Below are 23,883 nucleotides of genomic sequence, written 5' to 3'. Positions count from 1 at the left end.
TCAGCCCGCGCCGGGCCCGGCGCCGTCGGGCGGGGCTCCGGCCTCGGTGACGGAAGTCGCGGTCGCGGTGTCGCCGTTCACCGTCGCGACGATCGTCACGTCCTCGCCGGTCTTGACGCCGGTGGCTGTCGCGGAGTCGATGACGTAGACCTTCGTGAAGCCGTCGGCGCTTTTCGCGGTCAGCGAGGTGGCGCTCAACGCGGTGACCTCGCCGGTCTGCGTGAACTTCGGGCCGGCGCTGGTCGCGAATTCGCCGTGCAGCACGGAACCGAGCCCGCCGCCGGGACCGCCCTGTCCGGCCGGGCCGCCCGCCGAAGCCGCGGGTCCGGCGGCCGTGGACGAGGACGAGGACGAGGACGACGTGGCCGCCCAGATCGCGCCGCCGCCGCCCGCGATGAGCACCGCGGCGGTCCCGCCGGCGATCCACTTGGCCCGCTTCTTGCGTGCCTGGCCGGGTTCGGGTGCGGCGCCCCAGGCCGGTCCGGGGGCGGCGGGCGGGTTCGGAGCGGGATGCGGCGCGGTCATGGCGTTCTCCTTGGTTCGAAGCTTGCTGACCCCACCGTGCGGACGGCGGCTGTGCCGGTCCTGTGCCCCGGACAAGTCCTTCCTGTGTTCGCGAATCGGCGGAACCGGGCGCAACCGCACAGCACGCTCACAGGAAGCACACATCGCACCCACACCGTCCGAACGCACGCTCGGGGCATGAGTTCGCGCACGAGATCCGCCGCCGCCCGCTTCGGGCGCCGGTCCCTGCGCGCGAAACTCACGCTGTCCGTCGTCGTCCTGTTGTCCCTTGTCTGCTTGGTGATCGGCGTGATCAGCGAGTTCGCCCTCCGCGCGTTCCTGCTCTCGCAGACCGACAACCAGCTCTCCGCCACCGCCTCCCGCGCCCTCGATTTCGCCACCCACCCCGGCCCTCCCGGCGGCGGCGAACGCAACCCGCTGGACGCCCCAGGCCAAGGCGCGGGCACCGTCACCGCCCGCTTCTCCTCCGACGGCACGGACGGCAGCGGCGGCTGGCTCTCCCCGCACGGCCAGCGCGTCACCCTCACCTCCGACGAACTGGCGGCGCTGCAACAGCTCCCCACCAACGGCCGCCCGTACACCCGAACCATCGGCGACCTCGGCGACTACCGCCTCACCGCGTTCCCGGTCCCCGACGGCGTCGTCATCACCGGCGTTCCGCTGGCACCGATGCAGCAGACGTTGCTGACCGTCGGCCTGATCCTTTTCGGAGTTGCCGCCGCCGGAGTGACCGGCGCAGCCTTCCTAGGCGCCTTCGCCGTCCGCCGAACCCTCCGCCCGCTGGAACGCGTCGCGGAAACCGCCTCCCGAGTCTCCGAACTCCCCCTGGACCGAGGCGACGTCGACCTGTCTGTCCGCGTCCCCGCCCAAGACACCGACCCGCGCACCGAAGTCGGCCAGGTCGGCGCGGCGCTGAACCACATGCTCGGCCACATCTCCTCCGCCCTCGAAGCCCGGCACGCGAGCGAACTGCGCGTCCGCCGGTTCGTCGCCGACGCCAGCCACGAACTGCGCACGCCGCTCGCCGCCATCCGCGGTTACGCCGAACTCGCCGGACGGTCCGGCAGCCACGCCCCACCGGACGTCGCGCACTCGATGACCCGGATCGAGTCCGAAGCAGACCGCATGACGGCGCTCGTCGAAGACCTCCTCCTGCTCGCCCGGCTGGACGCGGGCCGCCCGTTGGACGTCGCCGAAGTCGACCTGACTCGCTTGGTCGCGGACGCGGTCGGCGACGCGCACGTGGCCGGTCCGCACCACGTCTGGCAGCTCGCGATGCCGGACGAACCAATCCTCGTCCTGGGCGATGTCCAACGGCTGCACCAAGTTTTGGCGAACTTGCTCGCGAACGCGCGCGTCCACACGCCGCCCGGCACCACGGTCGTCACCGCCCTCTCCCGGTCCGCGGACGGAAGCGCCGTGGTCACCGTGACCGACAACGGCCCGGGGATCCCGCCCGAACTGCAGCCGGCGGTGTTCGAACGCTTCGCTCGCGGGGACTCGTCACGGTCGCGGGCAGCCGGTTCGACTGGGCTCGGCTTGGCGATCGCGTCCGCAGTGCTGACCGCGCACCACGGCGCCATCGCGATGCGCAGCCGCCCCGGCCAGACGGAATTCGCCGTGCGGCTGCCGATCGCGGTACCGGCTCAACGGGCACCGCGAGCGGATGACCGCAAGTCCCACAGCGGGCACACAGGGTAGGCACATCCCGGGCCCAGGTGCCCCCACGAGGCTGACCGCATGACCGCAGTCGCGACCCATCCAGCCGTTCCCGCCGCGCCGGCGCAGCGCGCCGAACCGAGGTGGGTGCGCCCGGCCCTCGTGCTGCTGCTCGCCGCCACGGCCGCGCTGTACCTGTGGGAGCTCAGCGCTTCCGGCTGGGCCAACGCGTTCTACTCCGCCGCCGCGCAAGCCGGATCGCAGAGCTGGAAGGCGTTGTTCTTCGGCTCCACCGACGCCGCCAACGGCATCACCGTGGACAAGACGCCAGCCGCGCTCTGGGCGATGAGCCTGTCCGCGCGGCTGTTCGGCGTGAACGCGTGGAGCATCCTGGTGCCGCAAGCGTTGACGGGTGTCGGCTCCACGTGGCTGCTCTACGCGACTGTCCGGCGCACTTCCGGCGCGGCTGCGGGATTGCTCGCTGGCGCGGTGCTCACGCTCACCCCCGCGGCAGCACTGATCTTCCGCTTCAACAACCCGGACGCGCTGCTGGTGCTGTTGCTGATCGCCGCTGCTTACTGCACAGTGCGAGCGATCGAGAAGGCCAGCCCCCGCTGGCTCGTTTTCGCTGGGGTGGCAATCGGATTCGGCTTCCTCGCCAAGATGCTGCAAGCGTTCCTCGTCCTGCCCGCTTTCGCCCTCGCGTACCTCGTCGCCGCCCCGGCCACCCTCGGCAAGCGTCTGCTGCATTTGCTCGCCGGACTGGGCGCGGTCGTGGTTTCGGCAGGCTGGTATCTCGCCGTCGTGGCGTTGTGGCCTGCTGCGGACCGGCCGTACATCGGCGGGTCGCAGACCAACAGCCTGCTCGAACTCACCCTGGGCTACAACGGTTTCGGCCGCATCACCGGCGACGAGACCGGCAGCGTCGGCGGAAGTCCGGGCGGAGGTTGGGGCAGCACCGGGCTGTTCCGGTTGTTCGGCAGTGAAATGGCTGGCGGTATCGCATGGCTGCTGCCCGCGGCGGCGCTCGGGCTCGGCGCTGGCCTCTGGTTCACCCGCTACGCGCCACGCACCGACCGCAGTCGCGCTTCGCTGCTGCTCTGGGGCGGCTGGCTCGTCGTGACCGCCGCGGTGTTCAGCTTCATGGGCGGGATCATCCACCCGTACTACACCGTCGCACTCGCCCCGGCGATCGCCGCGCTCGTCGGGACCGCTGCCGTCCAGTTGTGGCGGATCCGCGGCAATCCGGCCGCTGTCGGGCTTTTGAGCGGCGGTGTCGCGCTGACGACGGTGACGAGTTACCTGCTGCTGGACAGTTCCTGGCAACCGTGGCTCGCGCCGACCGTGCTCATTCTCGGGCTTTTGGCGGCTATCGCACTGTTTTTCGTTCAGCATTTCGGCCGGATCGCCGCTGTGCTGGGACTGGTCGTGCTGCTCACCGGAACCGGCGCGTACAGCCTCGCCACCGCGGCGACTCCGCACAGCGGCGCGATTCCGTCCGCCGGACCGAACACGCGACAAATGTTCGGGGGCGGCGGATTGCTCGGCACCACAATGCCCGGAGCGAACCTGACGGCTTTGCTGCGGAATTCCGGCGACCACCGGTGGGCCGCGGCGACCGTCGGGTCCAACAACGCCGCCGGTTACCAGCTCGCCAGCGGCAAACCGGTGCTCGCCGTGGGCGGATTCAACGGCACCGACCCGTATCCGACGCTCGCGCAGTTCGAGCAGTACGTCCGGGAAGGACAGATCCGCTACTTCCTCGGCGACGGCATGACCATGCGCGGCTCCAGCAGCGGCAGCGACGCCGCCGCCCGGATCGTCCAGTGGGTGGCCGAGAACTGCCAAATGACCACAGTGGACGGTGTCACCGTCTATGACCTGACTGCCTGATTCCATGCCGTGCGGCCAAGATCACCCGAGCGGGCGTACGTCGCACAGCGCAGGCACAGGAACACCACAACGTGGCCAAAGCCCGGCGGACGACGGTGAACGCATGAACGCCACCGCCCCCTCCCGCAGCGGCGCCCCGCGGCCCGGGACGACTCCGGTCGGCCTCGGCGGCCCGCATCCCGTGCTCGACGTCGTCATCCCGGTCTACAACGAGGAAGCCGACCTCGAACCGTGCATCCGCAGACTGCGGGCGCACCTCGCCGAACGCGCCGGCTACCCGTACCGGATCACCGTCGCGGACAACGCGAGCACCGACAAGACCCTTGCCGTGGCCGAAGAACTGGCTCGCGAGTTCCCCGAGGTCGAGGTGCGCCACCTGGACGAGAAGGGCCGCGGCCGCGCGCTGCAGGCCGTCTGGTCCGCCTCGGACGCCGCCGTGCTGGCCTACATGGACGTGGACCTGTCCACCGACCTCGCCGCGCTGGACCCGCTCGTCGCGCCGCTGCTGTCCGGCCACTCGGACGTCGCGATCGGCAGCCGCCTCGCCCGCGGCGCCCGGGTGGTCCGCGGGCCGAAACGCGAGTTCATCTCCCGCTGCTACAACCTGATCCTCCGCGGCACGCTCGCCGCGAGATTCTCCGACGCGCAATGCGGGTTCAAGGCGATCCGCGCCGACGTCGCCCGCGCGCTGCTCCCCCACGTGCGCGACACCGGCTGGTTCTTCGACACCGAACTGCTCGTGCTCGCCCAGCGCGCCGGGCTGCGGATCCACGAGGTGCCGGTGGACTGGGTCGACGACCCGGACTCGTCGGTCGACCTGGTCGCGACCGCCACCGCCGACCTCAAAGGCATCGTCCGGGTCACCCGCGCGACCCTCACCGGCGAGATCCCCGTGCACCGGCTGCGCGAACAGCTCGGCCGCGAACCGATCGGCGTGGAGGCCCCCGGAGTGTCCCCGAGCCTGGTCAAACAACTCGTCCGGTTCGCCGCGGTCGGCGTCGCCAGCACCGTCGCGTACCTGCTGCTCTTCCTGCTGCTGCGGACCATGGTCGGCGCGCAAGCGGCCAACTTCGCCGCGCTGCTCGTCACCGCGATCGCGAACACCGCCGTGAACCGGCGGGTGACGTTCGGCGTCCGAGGGCGGGCGGGAGCCGGACGGCACCAGTTCGAGGGACTGATCGTGTTCGGCCTCGGACTGGCGCTGACCAGCGGTTCGCTCGCTTTGCTCAACCACGCCACCCATCCCGGGCTCGTCCTGGAGACGACCGTGCTCGTGCTGGCGAACCTCGCCGCCACGGTGCTGCGGTTCCTGCTGCTGCGGGGATGGGTCTTCAATCCGCGCCGTACCGCTACCGAGGAGTCGTCTTGAGCACTGTCCTGTCCGCCCGGCCCGCCGCCCCGGACGCGCCGGATCGCGCGAAACCTCGCTGGATCCGTCCGGCGGTGTCCGGTCTCCTGGTGCTCACCGCTGTCCTGTACTTCTGGGACCTCACCGCTTCCGGGTTCGGGAACTCGTTCTACGCCGCGGCCGTGCAATCGGGCACACAGAGCCTGAAGGCGTGGCTGTTCGGCTCGCTGGACGCCGGAAACGTGATCACTGTCGACAAACCGCCTGCCGCACTGTGGGTGGGGACGGCTTTCGCGCGGGTCTTCGGGTTCTCCAGCTTCACCGTGCTCGCTCCGCAGGCGCTGATGGGCGTCGGCTCGGTCGGGCTGCTGTACCTGACTGTTCGCCGGGTTTCCGGACCGCTGCCCGGGTTGCTGGCCGGTGCGATGCTCGCGCTGACGCCAGTGGCCGCACTGATGTTCCGCTTCAACAACCCGGACGCGCTGCTCACACTGCTGCTGATCGCCGGTGCGTACTGCACGGTGCGGGCGGTTGAGAAAGCCAGCCCTCGATGGCTTGTTTTCGCTGGCGTGGCAATCGGTTTCGGGTTCCTGACGAAAATGATGCAGGCGTTCCTCGTGGTGCCCGCGTTCGCGCTGGCTTATCTGATCGCCGCGCCGACCGGGCTCGGGAAACGCTTGCTGCACTTGGTTTACGCCGGGGTCGCGGTGATCGTGTCGGCGGGCTGGTTCGTCGCGTTGGTGGAGCTCTGGCCTTCAGCTTCGCGGCCGTACATCGGCGGGTCGACCGGGAACAGCCTGCTGGAGCTGGCTCTCGGCTACAACGGGCTCGGGCGGATCTTCGGCGGACAAGGCAACGGCGGCGGGATGGGCGGCGGTTTTGGCGGCGGCGGGAACACCGCGTTCGGCGGCAGCTCCGGTCTCGGGCGGATGTTCGGCGCGAGCTTCGGCACCGAGGTCTCGTGGCTGCTGCCCGCCGCGCTGATCGGCCTGGTGGCCGGGCTGTGGTTCACCCGGCGGGCCGCGCGCACGGACCGGACCCGGGCGTCGCTCGTCGTCTGGGGCGGCTGGCTGCTCGTGACCGGGCTGGTGTTCAGCTTCATGAGCGGCACCGTGCACCCGTACTACGCGGTGCAGCTCGCGCCCGCGGTCGCCGCGCTGGTCGCGATTTCCGGGCACGCGCTGTGGCGCGGCCGGGCGCACACCGCGCCGCGAATGGTGCTGGGCGGGATGATCGCGGCGACCGCGGTGTGGGACTTCATCCTGCTCGACCGGACGCCGGACTGGTTCCCCCTGCTGCGCTGGGCGATCGTGGTGCTGGGGTTGCTCGTGAGCACCATTGTGGTGGTCGGGGTGCCGCGGGCGCGGACCGTCTTGACCGGCCTGGCGGCGGCGATCGTCCTGACGCTCGGAGTCGGCACCACTGGGTACGCGGTGGAGACGGTTTCCCTGCCGCACAGCGGTTCTATCCCGACTTCGGGTCCGCGCAGCAGCGGCATGGGTGGTTTCGGGGGCATGATGGACGAGACCAGCGGCTCCGTCGCTCAGCTTTTGGGCGGCACGACGACGAAGTGGGCCGCCGCGACGACCGGATCGCAGTCCGCGGCGAGCCTGGAGCTGGCGAGCGGCAAGTCGGTGATCGCCATCGGCGGATGGGACGGCAGCGATCCGGCCCCGACACTGGAGGAGTTCAAGCAGTACGTCGCCGCGGGCGAAGTGGCGTACTACGTGGACGGCGGCCGGGGCGGCGGTCCCGGCGGCGGGTCGAGCGACATCTCCGAGTGGGTGGCCGCGAACTTCGCCGCGACCGCGGTCGGCGGCGAAACTGTCTACCAGCTCACCCGGTGATCCTCAGCCTCCTCCCAGGAACGAGGCGCATTCTGGAAAGCACGGAGAGTCATCCGCCGCGAACGTCCGGAGGTCACGATGGCCGCATACCCACGCTGGCACACCGCGAGCGAGCAGGGACCGCGCGAGCGCAACGCCGACGCGGTGAGCGCCTACGCGGCCGCCGGGGCGCGCGGAATCACCTTCGCACTCGCCGACGGCGTCGGGGACGACCCCGGCGCCGGGCGAGCCGCACAGGTCGCCGCCGCGGCCGCCGCGCGCACGCCCGTCGAATCCGGCCCGGTCAAGGCGATTCTGGCCGCCCAGCAAGCAGTCCACCGGCTGGGCGGCACCGGAGACGCGGTGCTCGTGGTGGCGATGCCCTTCGCCGGCGGATACCGGATCGCCTGGGTCGGCGACGCGCGAGCGTACTCGTGGGACGGGTCGATGATCCACAAACTGACGCGGGACCACACGATGGCGGAGTACTTCCGCTCGCGGCACCAGCCGTACTCGCCGCGGATGGAGCACCTGGTCACCACGAGCGTCCGCACGACGAGGCCCGAGGAGATCGGCACGACGGAAACCCCGAGCGGCGGCCTCCTGCTCACCAGCGACGGCGTGCACAAGGTCCTGACGCCCGCCACCATCGACGAAATCCTCGCCGACCCGGCCCGCGGCGCCTCAGCACTGGTCGCCACCGCCATCGCCCTGGGCGGCCGCGACAACGCGACGGCGCTGTTCGTGGAAGCTCCGGACGTGGCCGCGCTGGTCACGGAGAGGTTTCCGGCTGCCGCCTGAGTGAGGTCAGGCGCGCTCGCGTTTGAGGTTCCGGTACTCGCGATAGACGAGCACGATGATCACCACGTCGAGTGCGGCGAAGAACGGCAGCGCGATGGAGTGCGTTTCGAAGGCGCGGTAGATCTCGTACACGACGAACGCCGCGAGCACGACCATCGCGACCGGATACGCGCGAACCCACTTGCGCGCGAGCGCCCACACGAGGCCGAGCTTGAGCAGCCCGTGCGCCAGCAGGTACCCGACAGCGAACGTCTTGGTGCCCCCTCCGGCGAAATGCTCGGCGGCGGTTTCCAGATGCCGCGCGAGCGTGCCGGAGGGGTCGCCAAGCAGGTCGCGGGTGATGACCGCGTTGACGAACCCGGTGACCACCGTCGCGGGGATGAACGCCAGGATCAGCGCTCCGATCAGCTGAAGGGCTCCGTCGAGGCCCTTCAGCGTGATCGCGATCTTGAACAGCCGCTCGGTGGAACGGGTGGAGGTCTCCTCGCTCATCGGTACAGGAAACCGGAAAAGCCCCGGGGTTGCTGGGCTGGCAGCCGGGTTTCGGACGGGTGATCCGGTTTGCGTGGGCTGTGACGTGGCCGCGTGCCGGTTCGCGCACGCTGTGGCTCCGATCCCCGTCCAGTGCTCCGGTTCCCGCGCCTCGCGGCCCGGTCGCGTTCCTTTCACTCGCGAAGCATTGCCGCACCGCCCTTGCTCTGGCATTCCGTACAGCGCGCGTACCGTTTCGTGTGATTGTGCGGATCCTGCCCGAACACCGGATAACACGCGGCACCGCACAATCCGAGATACACCGGCCCGCAACGCAGCGGACGGCGCCCGACTTGATGCGCGAGCCGCGCCGCGTTGTCCGGCGCGCCCGCCTGCGGCAGCCAGCCGTGCGCGGGCAGGCTCGCCAGGACGATCTCGTTCAGGTGATCGGCCCGCCGGATCAACGCCCGCCCGAGGTCGAGCAGGCGCTCGCCGAGATCCCGCACCGCGTCCGGGCGCGGGTATCGCTCGTCGAGCGCACGGGTCAGGAAGGCGAGATCCAGTGCCAGGGTGGCTTGCAGGTCGCGAATCCAGGTCACCAGCTCGGGGCCGGTGAGCCCGACTGCCGAGGTGCGCTGCTCGGGCAATCTGCTCCAGTGCCCGGTCATGCGCTGTCCCCAGCAGGTGCCGGGATTCGCCCCTCCGCACTGTTCACGCCGGGCACCGTTCTTCGTTCGAGCGGGCCTGTCCGTCCTGACGGAGCCATTCGTCCGCGCAGTCAGAACACGTCGGATCGAACCAATGGCCGCCGAGCTGCGGCACGTCCCTGCGGGCGACCGTGACTTCGGCTCCGCACAGCGCGGTGAACGTTTCCCCGGGTCGCGGAGCGAACGGCCCGTCCAGTGCGTGCCGTTTCCCTTCCGCCTGCTGCCATCTGAACACCGGACTCCTCCCCTTGTGGTGCTTGGAGTCCCATTTCGGATGTCGCCGCCGCGTAACGCAAGCCCCCGTTCCGGGTGATCATCGGAACCGGGATTTCGCCGCAGCCACAAGGACTTTCCGCGCGTGCCGGGGACCGTGCGCGGGTTACCGCCGGGTTAGCTGTCACCAGATGGTGACACCCCCGGAGGGCGGACGCCGCCGCGAGCGTTACGGCGCCCGTGCTGCCTCAGCGATGCGAGGCGCGGCAGCAGCCACGGGTGCCGCGAGGGGGAAGGCGGCGAGCGTCCGCGCGGGCATCACCTCGCTTTCCGGAGTGCGGTCGCCGCAATGACTGCTGTCGCCAAGCGCATACGCAACCCCCGCGCGAGGGTTGTCACCCGGCAGTGGCGCGAATCGCCTGCGCACAGGCTTGAGCACGCCACGACGGTGGGGTCGATCAGGACTGCCGGAAGCCACGGCTGCGCCGTGCAGGACGGGCGGCAAAGCGAGGGCCGCGGTGCAGCCGGTCGGCATGCCGGGAGCAGCCTCGCGGTCCATGCGGCGTGGCGCCCGGAGCCTTTGCCCAGCGCCCGGCCGGGTCACGCCACGGTGGTGCGGCTGATCAGCACGTCGAGGCCGGGGCCGGTCAGATCGTCCGCCGCCGCGCGACGGCCCGCCAAAGCGAGCAGCAGGGCCTCCGCCGGGCCGCGGACCTCGATGCCGTTGCCGGACGTCCAGTCCAGGTCGGTCGCGACCGCGCGCAGACCGGTCAGCCGCCGGGACACCCCGATCGGCGGAGCGCGCAGCGACAGTTCCAGCGCCCGGCGCAACCGCGCCGCCGGGATCGTCCTCGGCAGCCCGAGCGGGCGGCGGATGTCCTGGTGATGGATCAGGCCGTCGAGAAATCCGACCATCCCGCCGAACTTGCCCAGGATCCGGCCCGGCTGCGGGTGCCGGCGCAGGACGCCGATCAGCTCCTCCGGCGCGCGCACGCGGTATTCGGCGAGCCCGATTTCGTTGGCCCGGCTCAGCGAGAGCCTCGCCCGGGCCAGCCGTCGCGCCAGCTGGCACCCGCTCAGTTCGTCGTAGCTCACGACGTGGGCGACGACCGAACGAACGTTCCAGCCGGTGCACAGCGTCGGCTGGTCCCACTGCTCTGGCGTGAGCGTCTCCAGGAAGTCCGCGAAGTCGGCGCGTTCCTCGCGAGCCAGTGTCCGTACGTCCATGCCCTCCCCCGTCCGCGGCGGACACTCACCGTAGCAGCGCACCCGTCGCGTTCGCCGGGTTGATCAGGGCGGGGAACCCCAAAGTGGACCTCTCCCCACATTCATCCGATCGGGTCGAATATACGCGGATGGATAACGCCGGGAATAGTCCGGCAGATCGCGAATACCCGTTCCGGAAACACCCGGACGGACGGCTTCGGCGAAGAATTTTCCGCCCCGGGTTAGCGCGATCGGCAGCGGGCATGCAAAGATGGCGTTGCCGCAGGCAGGAGGGGTTAAGAGGGTGGAATATTCCATTCCCCGGACGCCCGCCGCGGCCGCCGGAACCAGTTCCCCTCGGGGGCGGGCTGGGAACTGTGTTCCGGCACTTTTCCGGCGGACAAGAAAGGATGCGCAATGACCGTTCCTGGCGCGGAAAATGCAGGCCAGGCATACCGTCGGACAGAAAAAACGGACATTGGCGACGACAGACCGTATGCCGTCGCCGTGAGTCAACGCCCCGGCCGGGTGACAGTGACGTTTCACGAGCCGGGCATGCCCCAGCCGGCGCCGGTCGCACCCTCGCCGCGGCCGAGCACCAGACCGGCCTATCCGTCGTGGAAGACCGCGCGGACGGCGGTCGAACTGGCCGCGCGGCAGCCGGACGGCGGGACCCGGCCGTGGCAGCTGATCGCGCTCCTGCTGATCCTGCTCGCCGGCGCGACCGCGATCGTCTTCGCGACCGCCGGCGTCCTGGCCGGCCTGGCCACCGCGGGCGGAGTCGCCCTCGTACACGTCACCGGCGCCGTGCTGCGCAAGCAGCACTCCGCGAACCGGGACGCCTGACCACCCTCGAAGCGGACGCCGGCGGCGGCTCACGGCCGCCCGCGTTCTGCGCTCCCGGTGCCCGGCCGGGCAGGGCCGGGCACCGGGAGACGAGGTTGCCGTTCTGGATTGGCTTCGGGGCCGTGCCGAGTGCTGGCGACGGCAGGGCGGGGAGGCCGGGGAGCCCTGCCGCATCGGGTTGCGCGAGTTTGATTCGCGCCCCGGCTCGACGCGACTTCGCCTTCCGGCGGTTCGGCTCCAGCCCCGCTCTCGGCCGACTCCGCCTGGTTGGCGTGGCTCGGCCCCTCGGCACGGCGCGGCCAACCTCGCCTCTCTGACCGCGCTCGTGCGGCTCGCGAGAACCGGCCCGCTGGGCTGGGCTGGGCTGGGCTGGGCTGGGCTGGGCTGGGCTGGGCTGGGCTGGGCTGGGCTGGGCTGGGCTGGGCTGGGCTGGGCTGGGCTGGGCTGGGCTGGGCTGGGCTGGGCTGGGCTGGGGAGACAGTCGCCCCGCCAACCCGGATCCGCAACCCTCAGCCGCGACCGGCAACCGGCAGGCTCAACCAGCACAGGCTCAGCCAGCAACCGCAGTGCGCAGTCGCCGAGCCGCGACCCGGCCCGCCCTCGTCCCGCAGACCGCCCCTTCGCACCCAGGCAACCGCATCCCGAAGCGGCGCAAGCCGCACTGCACCGAACAGCTCAGCCGCTCAACCGCCCGCCAGGTGTTATCAATTGCAGACACCCCAACCCGTCCCACACCCTAAAAACCACGAAAAAAGCACCATCACCCCACCGCGACAACGGAATCCACATCGCCACTTCGAAATTGCACGTGCGAAAGCACCACCCAATGCATGAGAAGTGTCCATTCAGGTGAAATCCCCGACCTGCAGCGCCATTGATCCACCAGCCCACTACCCTCAGGAATATTCCGAACACATTCCGTACTTCGCGGAATATTCCATTCACTCACCGAAAACGAGAAAACGAGGGGTTGCAGTGGACGCCTACGACCCGCACGAGCAGCAGCACCCGAACCACGTCCCGGCGGCCGGGCCGGCGGCGGGGTTCCCGGACGGCGCCTGGCGGAAACCCTCCGCCTGCGGGCCGAATTCCGGCAACTGCGTCGAGGTCAACCTGGCCGGGGACGGACTGGTCGGGGTGCGGGACAGCAAGATCGGCGACTCCCCCGTCCTGGTCTTCGACCGGGGCGAGTGGGCACGGTTCACCGAGGCCGTGCGGCGCGGGGAATTCGACGGCTGACCAGGCACGACAACCGCAGCACCTGCCGAAAACGCCGTGCACCTTGCGAAAAAGGCGCCGACCCGGAGTATTGCCCGCCGGGTCGGCGCATTATCATCGGAGGTTCTCACATCGGCCCCTGGACGAAATGACGGAGCCCCTGGTGACCTCCCCGATCCGGCAACCGCCGCCGTCCCTGCGGACCCAGCGTTCCCGGCTGGGCTCCCGGATCCTCAAGTGGCGCACCGCTCGCGGGCTGACCCAGGTCGACCTCGCCGACGGGATCGGCTGCAAACAGCCCAAGATCCAGAAAATCGAATCCGGCAAGGCGGGCACCCGGCCGGAGGACCTCGAGCGGATCGTCGAGGTGCTGGAGATCCCGCCGGCGGACGCCGACCAGCTGCGGGAACTCAACCGGGCCAACGATCCCTCCGCGCGCCGGGCCGAGCGGAGGATGATCACGCCGCAGTGGTTCCGCGAGGTCCTGGAACGCGAGCAAGCGGCGGCGGAAATCCTGAGCTGGACCGGGAATCGCATCCCGGGACTGCTCCAATCGGAGTATTACATGCTCGCGCAGTTCCAGGCCAGCCGCCAGGAGCGGGTCACCGACCGGGTCGCCGAACGCAAGGCGCGGCAACGGCTTTTCGACGCCTGCCCGGGTCCGCGGGCGGTCTTCATGCTGGAGTACAGCTGCGTCGAGAAGCTCGTCTACGGCACCAAGGCCAGCATCGCCACCGATCAGCTCGAGCACATGATCCGGATCGTCGAAACGCATCCCTTCGCCGAGGTCCGGATCCTCCCGCGCGACGCGGCCGCCTACCCGGACGAGGACTTCACCATCCTCCGCTTCGGCCATCCCGACCTGCCCGATTTCGCTTACCAGGAAAGCAAAGTCAAGCTCATCACCGTGCCGAGGGGCCAGGACGAGTTCGCCTCCTACGAGGAGTCGTGGGAAGCCCAGCTCGCCGCGACCCTCTCGCGCGACCAGTCCCTGCAATACCTGAAGGAATGGGCGAGCCGTTGCGCGACGCCCGCCCGCTGACCAGCAGTCCCTCACGAAAGGAACAGCCACCGGTGGCCGACGAACCTTTCCCGCCTCCCGGGGTCGACCTCGACCACCCGAGCGTCGCGCGGGTGTACGACTACTACCTCGGCGGCACCACGAACTGGACGATCGACCGGGAGTTCGCCGACGAGGTGATCCGCGAGTTCCCGCTGATCCGCCCGATCGCGAAGGCCAACCGGCTGTTCCTGCACCGGCTCGTGCGCCACCTGGTGAAAAAGGGCGTGCGGCAGTTCGTCGACATCGGCTCCGGCGTGCCGACCATGGGCCACGCGCACCAGGTCGCCGACGAACTCGCGCCGGGCGAGAGCCGCGTCTGCTACGTCGACTACGAACCGGTCGCCGTCGCGCATTCGGAAACCCTGCTGCGCGAGGCGGGCGACCTCGACCGGCACGCGGTGATCCACGCCGACATGCGCGATCCGGAACGGCTGTGGGGCCAGATCGCGGCGACCGGCGTGATCGACGTCGAGAAGCCGCTCGCGCTGCTGCTGATCGCGGTGCTGCACGTCCAGCAGCCGCCCGCCGAGGACAGCGGCGGCACCGAGGACCTCGGGCCGTCCATCGTCGCGCAGTACCGCGATCTTCTCGTCCCCGGCTCGTTTCTCGCCCTCTCGCACATCACCGACCAGGGCGTTCCCTCCGACGTGGACGCCGGGCTGGTCGAGCTGAAGCAGTTGTACGACCGGTCCAGCAGCCCGGTGATCTGGCGTTCGCGCGAGGAGATCCAGGCGCTGTTCGGGTCGTTCGAGATGCTCGAACCGGGGCTCACCTGGACGCCGTCATGGCATCCGGAGGAGTCCGGCGCGGGCGCGCCGCAGGTGGAGTTCCAGACGCCCGCGCATTCGGTGATCCTGGCCGGAGCGGCACGGAAGCCGTAATTCGCTCGCTCCGCGTCCGCGCCGCTGCGACCATCGACGCATGCGCACGAGCACTGTGGCGGACCGGATCCGCGAGGCCACCGTCTTGCTCGGGGACGGACCGGACCGCCACCGCTACCCCGACCCGACGGGATGGTGGCGTGCGCCCGAATTGCTGCGCGAACTGGGTCCCGCGCTCGCCGCGCTGTTCGCCGGCGAACGGCCGAACGTCGTGCTGGGCCCCGAATCCCGCGGGTCGCTGCTGGGTCCGCTGGTCGCGGTGGAACTCGGCGCGGGCTTCGTCGAGGTGCGCAAGAACCGGTACCCGGCCTGCGATTCCGACCGGTGGCTCCAGCGCACCTCGCCGCCGGACTACCAGGACCGGCACCTGCGGCTCGGCTTCAGCCGCCGCCTGCTGCAAGCGGGCGATCGCGCGCTGCTCGTGGACGACTGGATCGACACCGGCGGCCAGGCCTTCGCCGCACAAGCCCTGGTCGCCGACGCCGGAGCGACGTGGGTCGGCGTCGCGGTGATTGTCGACGGGCTGCGTCGCCACGAGCCCCGACGGCAGCTCCGCGTGCGGTCCCTCCTGCACTCGCGCGACTTCTGATCACCGGAACGCGTCGACGCTGCGGCCGACCCACGAAGCGAACGAGGTCGCCGGACGGCCGAGCACCTTCTCGACGTCGAGGCTGCTCCGGATCTCCTCCGCAAGCGGCTTGCCGAGGATGTCGAGCGTGCCGTCGGCGACCGGTTCCGGCATCTGCTGCACCATCTGCTCGCGTGCCTGTGCACGGCCAAGTTCGACGAATTCCAGCGGCTCGCCAAGGGCCGCGCCGAGGATCTCCGTACGCTGCCGTGGGCTCGTCGCCTCCGGTCCGGTGAGGACATACGTCTGTCCGGCATGGCCGTCCCCGGTCAGCGCGGCCGCGGCGGCTTCGGCGATGTCGAGCGGGTCCACCGCCGGGAGCGCGATGTCGCCGAACGGCGAGAAAACCTTGCGCTGGGCCCGGATCGTCGAGATCCACGCGAAAGTATTGGTGGTGAATCCGCCGGGACGGAGGACTGTCCACTCCAGACCGGACGACCGCACCGTCTCTTCCAACGCGGCGAGCGGCGCGTGCGAAACCGCGTGCGGGCGAGTTCCGGCGGCCTGCGACGACTGCAGGACGACCCGCGAGACGCCAGCCTCGGCCGCCGCCCGCAGGACAGCTTCCCCGTCGACGTGCGCGCCCGCGCCGGAGACCAGCAGAAACAGTGCGTCCGCGCCCTTCAACGCAGGGACCAGGCTGCCCGCGTCCGCCAGATCGGCGACCATCGAGGTCACCCCGGGCCGTGCAGGCGGCGGGGACGTCACGCCGCGCGAAACGGCGGTCACGGCGTGCCCGGCTCCGGCCAGGGACTCGACCAGCAGGCGGCCGACGTTGCCCGTGGCACCAGTGACGACGATCATGGCTTGCTCCTCAGCTAGGGGTCGAAAGCGACACAGCGAGGCTAAAAGCCGCCGTACAGTAGGTTCCCCAGGGAAAGTATTGGAGCCGCATGACCACCACCGCGCGGACCGGCGCCGATCCGCTCGCCGCGTGCCGGATCAGCCCGGCCGTCGACCTGCTGTTCAGCCGGTGGACGACCCCGATCCTGTGGACGCTCAGCCAGTCCGGTCCGGTGCGGTTCGTCGAGCTGGAGCGGCGGCTCGGCGCGACCGGGAAGGTCCTCACCCAGCGGCTCCGGCAGCTCGAACGCGACGGTTTGGTGGAGCGGCGCTACTACGCCGAGGTGCCGCCGCGCGTCGAGTACGAGATCACCGAACTCGGCCGGAGCCTGTCGCCGGTCTTCGCCGCGCTCGCCGAGTGGACCGACGAGCATCTGCCCGCCGTCGAGAGGGCCCGCGACGCGTATACCGGGCCGCTTCCGCGTTAGAGCTCGTGAGTGCTGGCGCCGGTTCTAACCGGCATAACCACTCACGACACCCCCGCTACCCGGCGAACTGCTCGTTTCCCAGCACGCCCAGCAGCTGGATCTTCTCGAACGCCTCGCTGCGCGGCGGCGCGGTCAGCACGAGCAACGCCTGCGACTGGTCCTCGGTGAACAGCACCTGGCAGTCCACCTCGATCTCGCCGAGCTGGGGATGCACGAGCACCTTGTGGTCCTCGAACCGTTTGGCCACTTGGCGTTCTTCCCACAGCCGCGCGAATTCCGGGCTCTCCCGGGTCAGCGCGCGCACCAGTTCGCCCGCCCGCGAGCGCGGCCCCATCGACCCGTGCACCACCCGCAGGTTCGCCACCAATGCGCGGCTTTGCCGGTCCCGGTCGTGCGCCGGATAGACGAGCCGCTCGTCCGGGTTGGTGAACCACCGGTAGATCTCGCTGCGCGCCAGTCCGGTGTACTGCGATCGGTCGCCGTACAACGCGTCCGCGAACCGGTTCTGCACCAGTACTTCGCCGAGGTTCGACAGGATGAGCGCGGGCGTGTCCGACAGCCGGTCCAGGACCCGCATCAACGCCGGAGCGACGTGGGTCGCCGCGACGATCGGTGACGGTGCGTTGCGGCCGGCGAGGTGGAACAGGTAGTCGCGCTCGTCGTCGGTGAGCCGCAAAGCCCTGGCCAGCGACGCCAGCATCTGCTCGCTCGGCTGCGGTCCGCGTTGCTGTTCCAGCCGCGTGTAGTAGTCGGTGGACATCGCCGCCAGCGCCGCGACCTCCTCGCGCCGCAGCCCCGCCGCTCGCCGCCGCGCACCGGCGGGCAGCCCGACGTCCTCGGGCCGCAATCCCTCGCGACGGCTGCGGAGGAAGGCAGCCAGCTCAGCTCGATCCATGGGTCCAGTATCCGGCGGGGCCGGCGCGCCAGCCAGGGATCGCCGATCCCCCGATATGCGGTCTCTGCCGCCGCGACGCCGGCCGGCCGAAACTCAGTGGCATGAACATCACCGGAAACACCGTCTTCATCCCCGGCTCGACCAGCGGCATCGGCCTCGCTCTCGCCCGTGAACTGCAGGCGAAGGGCAACACCGTCATCGTCGGCGGACGGCGCACCGAACTGCTCGCACGGATCGCCGCCGACAACCCCGGTCTCGACACCGTCCAGATCGACACCAGCGATCCGGCGAGCATCGAAGCCGCGGCCAAGGAGGTGCTCGCGAAGCATCCTGAGCTGAACGTGCTCGTCCCGATGGCGGGCATCATGCGCGTCGAGGACTGGCACCGTCCGGAGTCCTTTTTGGATAGTGCGGAAGCGACGCTGGCCACCAACGTCCTCGGCCCGATCCGGCTCATCGCCGCGTTCGTCGAGCACCTGCAAACCCGCCCGGACGCGACCATCCTCACCGTGTCGTCCGGTCTCGCCTTCGCGCCGCTGAAAGCCACGCCGAGCTACAACGCGTCCAAGGCCGCGATCCACATGCTCAGCGAATCACTGCGGCTGCAACTGGCCGACACCTCGGTGAAGGTCGTCGAACTGGAGCCGCCGTCCGTGCGCACCGCGCTCCTGCCCGGACAGGAGGAGAGCGAGTTCGCGATGCCGCTGGACGCATTCGTCAGCGAGGTCATGACGCTGCTCGAAACGCAGCCGGACGCGACCGAGATCCAGGTCGAGAACGTCAAATTCCTCCGCTACGGCGAGGCCCGCGGCGACTACCGCCAGGTGGTGGCGATGCTCAACGCCGCGGACCCGCACGGGAAGTGAGTCAGAGATACAGCATGGCGGTGAGCACCATGCCGCCGAGCGCGACCACCCAGGTGTAGGGCAGCGTCGAGGCCATCGCCCGCTCCGGCCGCACGCCGGAGTACTGCGCCGCCCACACCGTCTGGGTGCTGGTCGGGTCGGAGACGCCGAACACCTGGTTGTACGAGGCCATCAGCCCGACCACCGCGGGCAGCGGGTAGATGCCGCCGGTCACCAGCACCCCGGCGACGCCCGCGCCGAGGCCGAACACGTTGAGCGGCCCGCGAAACAGGCACAGCGGCACGAGCAGCACGAAGACCACCACGAACCAGACCGCGCCGGACGGGCTGATCGCCGACACGATCGGCGTCAGCGCGTTCTTGGCGCCGGGCAGTTTCACCGCGGCGAGCAGCATGCCGATCGCGACGAACAGCGCGATCGGCGGAGCGGCCACGTCGAACGCCTTGTACAGCGAACGCAGCGCGCGGCCGTTCAGTTCGCCCCATTTCGTGGTGGTGACCAGCCCGTACAGCACTCCGGCCAGCAGCGACGGCACGATCGGCACCGCGAAGCCGAGCGCGAGCACGATCGGCAGCAACGGCGTGAGGAGCGCATACCAGGGTGCGTCGCCGCGACGGACGCGCGCCTTGGGCCGGTCGAGCTTCACCGCCCACGCGTGCCGCGCGCCGCGGCGGGTCTGGACGAGGACGTAGGCGATGCCGACCACCAGCGCCATCGGGAACAGCTTGATCATGATGGACTTGACGTCGGAGACCGGGGCGCCCAGCGCGTCGGAGAGGAACTGCCACACCGGGAGTTCCAGCGGCGAGCCCGCGGAGATGCCCATCAGGACCGTGCCGCCCGCGGCGACCGGGCGCACGCCGACCGCGATCATCGCCGGGATGCCGACCACCCCGGCCAGCATCGCCGCAGGAGCCGAACCGGTGATGCTGCCGCACAGGATCGACACCGCGAACACGCCGAGTGCCACCGCGGCCGGCCGTTCCCCGCCGAACTCGACGATCTTGCGCACCAGCGTGCCCGCGATGCCGGTTTCGTCCATCAGCGTGCCGAGCCAGGACCCGAGCAGCACGGCGATCATCGTGGACGCCAGGGCGGCGGCTCCGGTTTGCAGGACGCCGGCGAGGATGCTGTTCTTCCCCTCGGCCAGCGGCGCCCCGGCGAGCAACGAGATGCCGACCGCCAGGAACACCAGTGCGAACGCCGTCGGCAGCACGCGGGTCAGCATCAGCACCACGCCGACCGCCATCAGGACCAGAATCGCGATACCCATGGTCAGTTCCCTCCGGCGAGCGCGGTGGTGAGCAGCAGCGGGCTGACGCCCAGGCCGCTGCGGTGGTGTGCGAAGCGGTGCGCGACGATCTCCTCGGCCCCGGCGACGTGCCCGCGCACGCGGAACGGGCCGAGCCGAAGCGCGGTGTGGCCGAGTCGCCGGTTCAGCTCGCGGACGTCGATGCGGTAGTGCGCTTTTTCGTGGGCGATGGCCGCCGTCCGCAACGCCTCCCGGGAGGCTTGGAAGCCGTGCTCCGCAGCGAGTTTTGCCAGGCGGGTCAAGGAATCCGGGTACACCGTGACGGTGCCGCCGCGGTGTTCGGCGACCAGGATCTCTCCGCGACCGACGCCGCCCTCGCGCTCCACGACGGGCACGTCCTCGTCGGGTTCGGCGGCCAGTTCGTCGCCGTACGCCAGGGCGATCGCGGCCCATTCGCGGAGCTGTTCCTCGCTGCGGTTCTCGTGGGTGGGCGTCGCGCGCAGCAGGCCGACAGCCAGGTCCAGGTCGGTGGTCACCGGCGGTCCTCCAGGATCAGCACGACCGGTTCGTCCGCCGCGCGGGTCTTGACCTCGGCTCCGGCCAGCGCGACCAGCTGGTCCCGGTCGAGCACGCCGGACAGGTCGGCGATTTTCGGCCCGGCCAGCAGCCATACCGCCGGTGCCCGGGAACCGCCGTCGCCGTAGCGGGTGTGCTGGTCGGCCAGCGTCGCCAGGCGCGCCGGCGCGGAACCGGCGTCGGTGTGCTCCACAATGGAACCGGTGCTGTGCAGGCGGATCACGCCCTCGCCGTCGACCACGCGCACCTGCTCGACCGGTTTCGCGAACCGGCCGAGGAATCCCGTGCGCCGCGCTTTCGCGCCGAAGACCCGGTGCTGCGCCGTCCCGTCCAGCTCGCGCACCTCGCCTGGCCGGACGCCGATGCTGCGCGCGACCGCTGCCCGGATCGCCAGGTCGTCCACAGTGGAGGATCGGTCCTTGGTGCGCAGCTCGGTCGCCCCGGTGGCCACCGCGCGCACCAGATTGCGCCGCGGATCCACCGTCACGTCCACCTCGACGCCCGCCGGATCCGCCCCCTGGGCCACGACCGCGGACTCCGCCTCCGTGCGCACGGCGAGAATGTCCGCATTGGACGGACTCGGCACGATCCGTTCGACCGATTCCCGCACCAGCGCGAGCGCCGCGCCGAGCGGGCTGATGACCTCCGCGTGCGCGGCGATCCGCCAGTCGCGCAAGGACTTTTCGCCGAGGAACGGCGTGACCGACGCGGCCCCGCCACCTCCGCCGACCAGCGTCGGCCGCTCCAGCCGGTACTCGGCGATCAGCCCGTCCACGACCGCGCGGACGGGTTTGACCGCCTGTTCCAGCACGGCTCGCGCGGCCTCGTCGACGGTCGCGCCCATCGCCGCGGCAAGCGGCTCCAATGCCAACCGCGCCGATTCGCCTTCCGCGTGCGCGTAAGCGTCATCCGGAACCACGCCGAGCGCGTTCGCCGCGCAGGTGAGGGTGAGCGCGCAACGACGACCGCCGGACAGCTCCAGCGCGACGTAATCCGCCGGGTCGTCCGGCCTCGGCGAGACCGTGACCAGCTTGGCCCCGGCGAGCGCGGAAGCAGGCTCGAAACACGCGTACGGCAAACCAGCGATGTGCGCGCTGCGCGGCCCGACCTCGGTCACCGCGCGACCGGAGAACCGGATCAGCGAACCGCCGCCGACGCCGACGGTGCGCACGTCAAGCGCGGGCAGGTACGTCTCGTGCCCGCCGAGATGTGCGTGCCGGACCTGAACCCGGCCGCGCCGGATCACGCTGATGTCCGTGGAAGTCCCGCCGGTTTCCAGGAAAACGCCCTCGCTGAGCTTCTCCCCCATCAACGCACCCGCCACGCCCGCGGCCGGTCCGGACAACGCGGTCAGCAACGGACGGCGCCGCATCTCCGGCAACGACATCACCCCGCCGTCGCCGCGCACGACCATCAGCGGCGCGGTGATGCCAGCGCGCTCCACACTGGCTTCGACCAGATCCGCCGTCGACACCATCCGCGGCATGATCCCGGCGTTCAGCACCGCCGTCCGCGCCCGTTTGGTCAGCCCGTACAGGCCGGTGATCTCGTGCGTCGCCGTCGCGAGAACGCCGCGTTCCCTCGCCGCGGCGGTCACCGCCCGCTCGCCCTCGGGATCGTCCACGCTGAACGGTTCGACGGCGACGATCACCTCGGCGCCCTGTTTGGCCAGGTCGTCGACCGCGTCTCCGGCCGCTGCGAGATCGGTGACCGGCGCGAACCGGACCGGCATCCGGCGGCCGGGAGCCAGTTCCGTCTTGCCGAGCGCGGAGAGCCGCCGGGTGGCGAACGCGTCGAAGCCGGTGCCGATGCCCGCGATGCCGACCGTCGCCACGTCGCCTTCCAGCAACGCGTTCGTCGCCTGAGTGGTGCCGTGCGCGAGGAACGACACTTCACCGCCGACTTCCGCCTGCAGTTTCTCCAGCGCTTCGAGGATGCCGTGGGCGACCCCGTCTTCGTGGTCGTGGCTGGTCGGCACTTTCACTTGGCCGAGCAGTTCGAACGTCCGCGCGTCGACGGCCACAGCGTCGGTGAACGTGCCGCCGACGTCGATGCCGACGCGCACGGGACCGGGATGGAACGCCATTGTCCGCACCTCCTGGGGGAATCGTGGTCAGTAGCCGCGGACCTCGGGCCAGCGTCGTTCGACGCCGGCGCGGTCCAGCACGCGGGCGAACTCCGCGAACCGGTCGTCGCGGACCTGGTGCGGCTGCAGCCTTTCGCGCAGCGCGAAGCCCGCGAGATGGCCGGCGACCTCGCCGACGTTCCACTCCACGGGGTGCAGCCGGTGACAGCCGTTGGTGATGTGCGTGGTGCCGATGTTTTTTCCGGCCGGCAAAAGGTTTCGCATCCGGCGCGGCAGCAGCGCGCCCAGCGGGAGTTCGAACGGGACGCTCGGCACGTCGATGTAACTGTCCCCGGCGGTCGACGGGTGCAGGTCGATCCGGTAACTGCCGATGCCGACCGCATCCTCCCGCCGCTTCCGGCCGGTCGGACCGAGGATGTCGAGGGAGACGTCCTGCTCGACGATCGTGGTGACGGCCTGGATCCGCCTCGCCTCGCGCACGTATGCGGACTTCGCCAAGCCGTCGTCAGTCCCGACGATGTCCGGACGCAGCTTCAGCCCGGGGAAACCAGTGCCGCCGTCGAGTCGCGGCGCCTCGGTCTGCAACCAGTACAGGACCGACAGCGAAAGCTGTTTCGCCTCGTAATGCGCACGGGCGACGTCCTCGGCGGTCGTGACGCCGTCGATCTCCAGCGCGGGCCGCAGCCAGTAGTCGTTGAGCGGCCAGTTGACCAGCGTGATGTCGGAGTCGAACGCACCCGGCCGGTGCAGTTTGCGGGCGAGGATCCGGCGAAAGCCCCACAGTTCCTTGTCTCCCGCGTCGGCGCTCTGGTCGGCGCTCACCGCCAGCGGGTCCGTCTCCGGGTTCGGGTCGAAGGACCGCGGCACCGGTTCCAGCGACCGCGGGTCCGGGGCCAGGAACCCCAGCAGCGGGCCCGGCCAGAACTCCGGCCGGTACTCGCGCCATCGGCGGTACAGCTCAGGCCGGTCGATCGTGTGGTTCTCGCCCGCGTGATGGGACAGCGCGAAACAGTAGGTGATGCCTTGGAGATTGGCCGGGTCGGCCGCCTCCGGCGCATGCGGTTCGCCGTGCTCGGACTGGGCTTCGGCCCCGACCGAGAACTCGGTTCCGGTCAGCGGCAGCAGGTCGCCGTTCTCCGTAGCGTCCAATGCGTACTCGGCGCGGACCGTCGTGCGAGCGCCGTCCGGCCCTTCGAAGACGACCGCCTCGACCCGGTCGCCGGTGACGTCCGCGGCGACCGGCCGGTGTCGCAAAAGGACAGTCAACCGGCCCGACGAACGATGCGGCGCCAGCATCGCTTCCAGCACCGCGAGCGCGACTCGAGGCTCGTGGCACAGCTTGCTCACTCGACCCGCACCAGGGTTCAATTCCTTGAGCGCCGAGGCTTCCGCGCGCAAGGGGTAGTGCCACCGGTAGTAGTCGCGCACGCCCTCGCGGAACTGGCGATACGTCGCGGTCCCGCCGAACTGCTCGATCCACGGGTTTTCGTCCGGGGGCACCGCTTGCGCGGTGAACTGGCCGCCGAGCCAGTCGGTTTCCTCGGTCAGCACGACGCGGTGTCCCGCCGAAGCGGCGGCAAGCGCGGCAGCGACGCCGCCCACTCCTCCGCCGGCGACGAGAATCTCCGTGCCGAGTTCAGCCATGCTCTGTC

23 protein-coding genes are annotated in these 23,883 nt (G+C 70.4%); 12 read left to right on the top strand and 11 right to left on the bottom strand.

What is annotated here, in order from left to right:
* On the bottom strand, positions 1-525 hold the full coding sequence (locus H4281_RS29245) for a hypothetical protein (protein WP_182894116.1): 525 nt from the start codon (positions 523-525) through the stop codon (positions 1-3).
* A gap of 177 nt (positions 526-702) precedes the next feature.
* Here H4281_RS29245 and H4281_RS29240 point away from each other — a divergent pair, with 177 nt between their 5' ends.
* The 5 genes from H4281_RS29240 (at position 703) to H4281_RS29220 (ending at position 8,052) form a co-directional block, all read left to right on the top strand.
* Positions 703-2,226 carry a sensor histidine kinase gene (locus tag H4281_RS29240; protein WP_182894115.1) on the top strand — a complete coding sequence of 508 codons (1,524 nt, stop codon included), beginning with the start codon at positions 703-705 and terminating at the stop codon, positions 2,224-2,226.
* 39 nt (positions 2,227-2,265) lie between these two features.
* The gene (locus H4281_RS29235) at positions 2,266-4,077 is read left to right on the top strand and encodes a glycosyltransferase family 39 protein (protein WP_182894114.1); all 1,812 of its coding nucleotides are present in this window, start codon (positions 2,266-2,268) and stop codon (positions 4,075-4,077) included.
* A 103-nt stretch (positions 4,078-4,180) separates the two neighbouring features.
* Positions 4,181-5,446 carry a bifunctional glycosyltransferase family 2/GtrA family protein gene (locus H4281_RS29230; RefSeq protein ID WP_182894113.1) on the top strand — a complete coding sequence of 422 codons (1,266 nt, stop codon included), beginning with the start codon at positions 4,181-4,183 and terminating at the stop codon, positions 5,444-5,446.
* On the top strand, positions 5,443-7,272 hold the full coding sequence (locus H4281_RS29225; RefSeq protein WP_182894112.1) for an ArnT family glycosyltransferase: 1,830 nt from the start codon (positions 5,443-5,445) through the stop codon (positions 7,270-7,272). Before H4281_RS29230 ends, H4281_RS29225 begins: the two co-directional genes overlap by 4 nt.
* 78 nt (positions 7,273-7,350) lie before the next feature.
* Complete coding sequence (locus H4281_RS29220) at positions 7,351-8,052, top strand: PP2C family protein-serine/threonine phosphatase (protein WP_182894111.1); 702 nt, start codon at positions 7,351-7,353, stop codon at positions 8,050-8,052.
* A gap of 6 nt (positions 8,053-8,058) precedes the next feature.
* Here the strand turns inward: H4281_RS29220 and H4281_RS29215 are convergent, their stop codons facing one another.
* The 4 genes from H4281_RS29215 to H4281_RS29200 form a co-directional block, all read right to left on the bottom strand.
* Positions 8,059-8,544 carry a DUF2127 domain-containing protein gene (locus tag H4281_RS29215; protein WP_182894110.1) on the bottom strand — a complete coding sequence of 162 codons (486 nt, stop codon included), beginning with the start codon at positions 8,542-8,544 and terminating at the stop codon, positions 8,059-8,061.
* A 173-nt stretch (positions 8,545-8,717) separates the two neighbouring features.
* Positions 8,718-9,191 (bottom strand): hypothetical protein, encoded by a 474-nt coding sequence (locus H4281_RS29210; protein WP_246412396.1) that lies wholly within the window; start codon positions 9,189-9,191, stop codon positions 8,718-8,720.
* A 43-nt stretch (positions 9,192-9,234) separates the two neighbouring features.
* A complete protein-coding gene (locus H4281_RS29205) occupies positions 9,235-9,465 on the bottom strand; it encodes an HC3 family zinc finger protein (RefSeq protein ID WP_182894109.1) in 231 nt (76 codons plus the stop codon).
* Positions 9,466-10,043: 578 nt separating this feature from the next.
* Positions 10,044-10,670, bottom strand: a complete 627-nt coding sequence (locus tag H4281_RS29200; RefSeq protein ID WP_182894108.1) for a maleylpyruvate isomerase family mycothiol-dependent enzyme — start codon at positions 10,668-10,670, stop codon at positions 10,044-10,046.
* A 534-nt stretch (positions 10,671-11,204) separates the two neighbouring features.
* Between H4281_RS29200 and H4281_RS29195 the strand changes: the two genes are divergently transcribed.
* The 5 genes from H4281_RS29195 to H4281_RS29175 all read left to right on the top strand — a co-directional run bounded on the left by H4281_RS29195 (position 11,205) and on the right by H4281_RS29175 (position 15,246).
* Entirely contained in the window at positions 11,205-11,495 is a 291-nt protein-coding gene (locus H4281_RS29195; RefSeq protein WP_182894107.1) for a hypothetical protein, read from the top strand.
* Between the two features lie 975 nt (positions 11,496-12,470).
* Positions 12,471-12,734, top strand: a complete 264-nt coding sequence (locus H4281_RS45790) for a DUF397 domain-containing protein (RefSeq protein ID WP_237600735.1) — start codon at positions 12,471-12,473, stop codon at positions 12,732-12,734.
* A 142-nt stretch (positions 12,735-12,876) separates the two neighbouring features.
* Complete coding sequence (locus tag H4281_RS29185) at positions 12,877-13,755, top strand: helix-turn-helix domain-containing protein (protein ID WP_312872199.1); 879 nt, start codon at positions 12,877-12,879, stop codon at positions 13,753-13,755.
* Positions 13,756-13,787: 32 nt separating this feature from the next.
* Entirely contained in the window at positions 13,788-14,657 is an 870-nt protein-coding gene (locus tag H4281_RS29180; protein ID WP_182894105.1) for an SAM-dependent methyltransferase, read from the top strand.
* A 40-nt stretch (positions 14,658-14,697) separates the two neighbouring features.
* Positions 14,698-15,246 (top strand): phosphoribosyltransferase family protein, encoded by a 549-nt coding sequence (locus H4281_RS29175; RefSeq protein WP_246412395.1) that lies wholly within the window; start codon positions 14,698-14,700, stop codon positions 15,244-15,246.
* Here H4281_RS29175 and H4281_RS29170 read toward each other — a convergent pair whose 3' ends face one another.
* Positions 15,247-16,089 carry an NAD(P)H-binding protein gene (locus H4281_RS29170; protein ID WP_182894104.1) on the bottom strand — a complete coding sequence of 281 codons (843 nt, stop codon included), beginning with the start codon at positions 16,087-16,089 and terminating at the stop codon, positions 15,247-15,249. It abuts the gene before it with no gap.
* 89 nt (positions 16,090-16,178) lie between these two features.
* On the opposite strand from H4281_RS29170, the gene H4281_RS29165 reads away from it, so the two are divergent.
* Positions 16,179-16,556, top strand: a complete 378-nt coding sequence (locus H4281_RS29165; protein ID WP_182894103.1) for a winged helix-turn-helix transcriptional regulator — start codon at positions 16,179-16,181, stop codon at positions 16,554-16,556.
* 55 nt (positions 16,557-16,611) lie between these two features.
* Here H4281_RS29165 and H4281_RS29160 read toward each other — a convergent pair whose 3' ends face one another.
* Positions 16,612-17,451, bottom strand: coding sequence for a helix-turn-helix transcriptional regulator (locus tag H4281_RS29160; protein WP_182894102.1), 840 nt, complete (start codon positions 17,449-17,451; stop codon positions 16,612-16,614).
* A 101-nt stretch (positions 17,452-17,552) separates the two neighbouring features.
* Between H4281_RS29160 and H4281_RS29155 the strand changes: the two genes are divergently transcribed.
* Positions 17,553-18,317, top strand: a complete 765-nt coding sequence (locus tag H4281_RS29155) for an SDR family oxidoreductase (RefSeq protein WP_182894101.1) — start codon at positions 17,553-17,555, stop codon at positions 18,315-18,317.
* A gap of 1 nt (position 18,318) precedes the next feature.
* Here the strand turns inward: H4281_RS29155 and H4281_RS29150 are convergent, their stop codons facing one another.
* Genes H4281_RS29150 through H4281_RS29135 form a run of 4 tightly spaced genes read right to left on the bottom strand, consistent with a single transcriptional unit; the run spans position 18,319 to position 23,875 of the window.
* A complete protein-coding gene (locus tag H4281_RS29150) occupies positions 18,319-19,590 on the bottom strand; it encodes a TRAP transporter large permease (protein ID WP_182894100.1) in 1,272 nt (423 codons plus the stop codon).
* 2 nt (positions 19,591-19,592) lie between these two features.
* Positions 19,593-20,105, bottom strand: a complete 513-nt coding sequence (locus H4281_RS29145; protein ID WP_182894099.1) for a hypothetical protein — start codon at positions 20,103-20,105, stop codon at positions 19,593-19,595.
* Positions 20,102-22,231, bottom strand: a complete 2,130-nt coding sequence (locus tag H4281_RS29140; protein ID WP_182894098.1) for a hydantoinase/oxoprolinase family protein — start codon at positions 22,229-22,231, stop codon at positions 20,102-20,104. The genes H4281_RS29145 and H4281_RS29140 overlap by 4 nt, the downstream gene beginning before the upstream one ends.
* 27 nt (positions 22,232-22,258) lie before the next feature.
* Positions 22,259-23,875, bottom strand: coding sequence for an FAD-dependent oxidoreductase (locus tag H4281_RS29135; RefSeq protein ID WP_182894097.1), 1,617 nt, complete (start codon positions 23,873-23,875; stop codon positions 22,259-22,261).
* Positions 23,876-23,883: the final 8 nt, after the last annotated feature.

Origin of the sequence: Amycolatopsis dendrobii (genome assembly GCF_014145675.1) — a bacterium.
GTDB classification, from domain to species: Bacteria; Actinomycetota; Actinomycetes; order Mycobacteriales; family Pseudonocardiaceae; genus Amycolatopsis; species Amycolatopsis dendrobii.
The sequence above is the reverse complement of the archived record's forward strand: the minus strand, read 5'-3'. Positions and strand labels throughout refer to the sequence as shown.

What these genes read in the sequence shown, in the direction of transcription:
- H4281_RS29245 (WP_182894116.1), bottom strand. Translation starts at nt 525, where the DNA reads ATGACCGCGCCGCATCCCGCTCCGAACCCGCCCGCCGCCCCCGGACCG.
- H4281_RS29240 (WP_182894115.1), top strand. Translation starts at nt 703, where the DNA reads ATGAGTTCGCGCACGAGATCCGCCGCCGCCCGCTTCGGGCGCCGGTCC.
- H4281_RS29235 (WP_182894114.1), top strand. Translation starts at nt 2,266, where the DNA reads ATGACCGCAGTCGCGACCCATCCAGCCGTTCCCGCCGCGCCGGCGCAG.
- H4281_RS29230 (WP_182894113.1), top strand. Translation starts at nt 4,181, where the DNA reads ATGAACGCCACCGCCCCCTCCCGCAGCGGCGCCCCGCGGCCCGGGACG.
- H4281_RS29220 (WP_182894111.1), top strand. Translation starts at nt 7,351, where the DNA reads ATGGCCGCATACCCACGCTGGCACACCGCGAGCGAGCAGGGACCGCGC.
- H4281_RS29215 (WP_182894110.1), bottom strand. Translation starts at nt 8,544, where the DNA reads ATGAGCGAGGAGACCTCCACCCGTTCCACCGAGCGGCTGTTCAAGATC.
- H4281_RS29210 (WP_246412396.1), bottom strand. Translation starts at nt 9,191, where the DNA reads ATGACCGGGCACTGGAGCAGATTGCCCGAGCAGCGCACCTCGGCAGTC.
- H4281_RS29200 (WP_182894108.1), bottom strand. Translation starts at nt 10,670, where the DNA reads ATGGACGTACGGACACTGGCTCGCGAGGAACGCGCCGACTTCGCGGAC.
- H4281_RS29195 (WP_182894107.1), top strand. Translation starts at nt 11,205, where the DNA reads ATGCCCCAGCCGGCGCCGGTCGCACCCTCGCCGCGGCCGAGCACCAGA.
- H4281_RS29175 (WP_246412395.1), top strand. Translation starts at nt 14,698, where the DNA reads ATGCGCACGAGCACTGTGGCGGACCGGATCCGCGAGGCCACCGTCTTG.
- H4281_RS29170 (WP_182894104.1), bottom strand. Translation starts at nt 16,089, where the DNA reads ATGATCGTCGTCACTGGTGCCACGGGCAACGTCGGCCGCCTGCTGGTC.
- H4281_RS29165 (WP_182894103.1), top strand. Translation starts at nt 16,179, where the DNA reads ATGACCACCACCGCGCGGACCGGCGCCGATCCGCTCGCCGCGTGCCGG.
- H4281_RS29160 (WP_182894102.1), bottom strand. Translation starts at nt 17,451, where the DNA reads ATGGATCGAGCTGAGCTGGCTGCCTTCCTCCGCAGCCGTCGCGAGGGA.
- H4281_RS29155 (WP_182894101.1), top strand. Translation starts at nt 17,553, where the DNA reads ATGAACATCACCGGAAACACCGTCTTCATCCCCGGCTCGACCAGCGGC.
- H4281_RS29150 (WP_182894100.1), bottom strand. Translation starts at nt 19,590, where the DNA reads ATGGGTATCGCGATTCTGGTCCTGATGGCGGTCGGCGTGGTGCTGATG.
- H4281_RS29140 (WP_182894098.1), bottom strand. Translation starts at nt 22,231, where the DNA reads ATGGCGTTCCATCCCGGTCCCGTGCGCGTCGGCATCGACGTCGGCGGC.
- H4281_RS29135 (WP_182894097.1), bottom strand. Translation starts at nt 23,875, where the DNA reads ATGGCTGAACTCGGCACGGAGATTCTCGTCGCCGGCGGAGGAGTGGGC.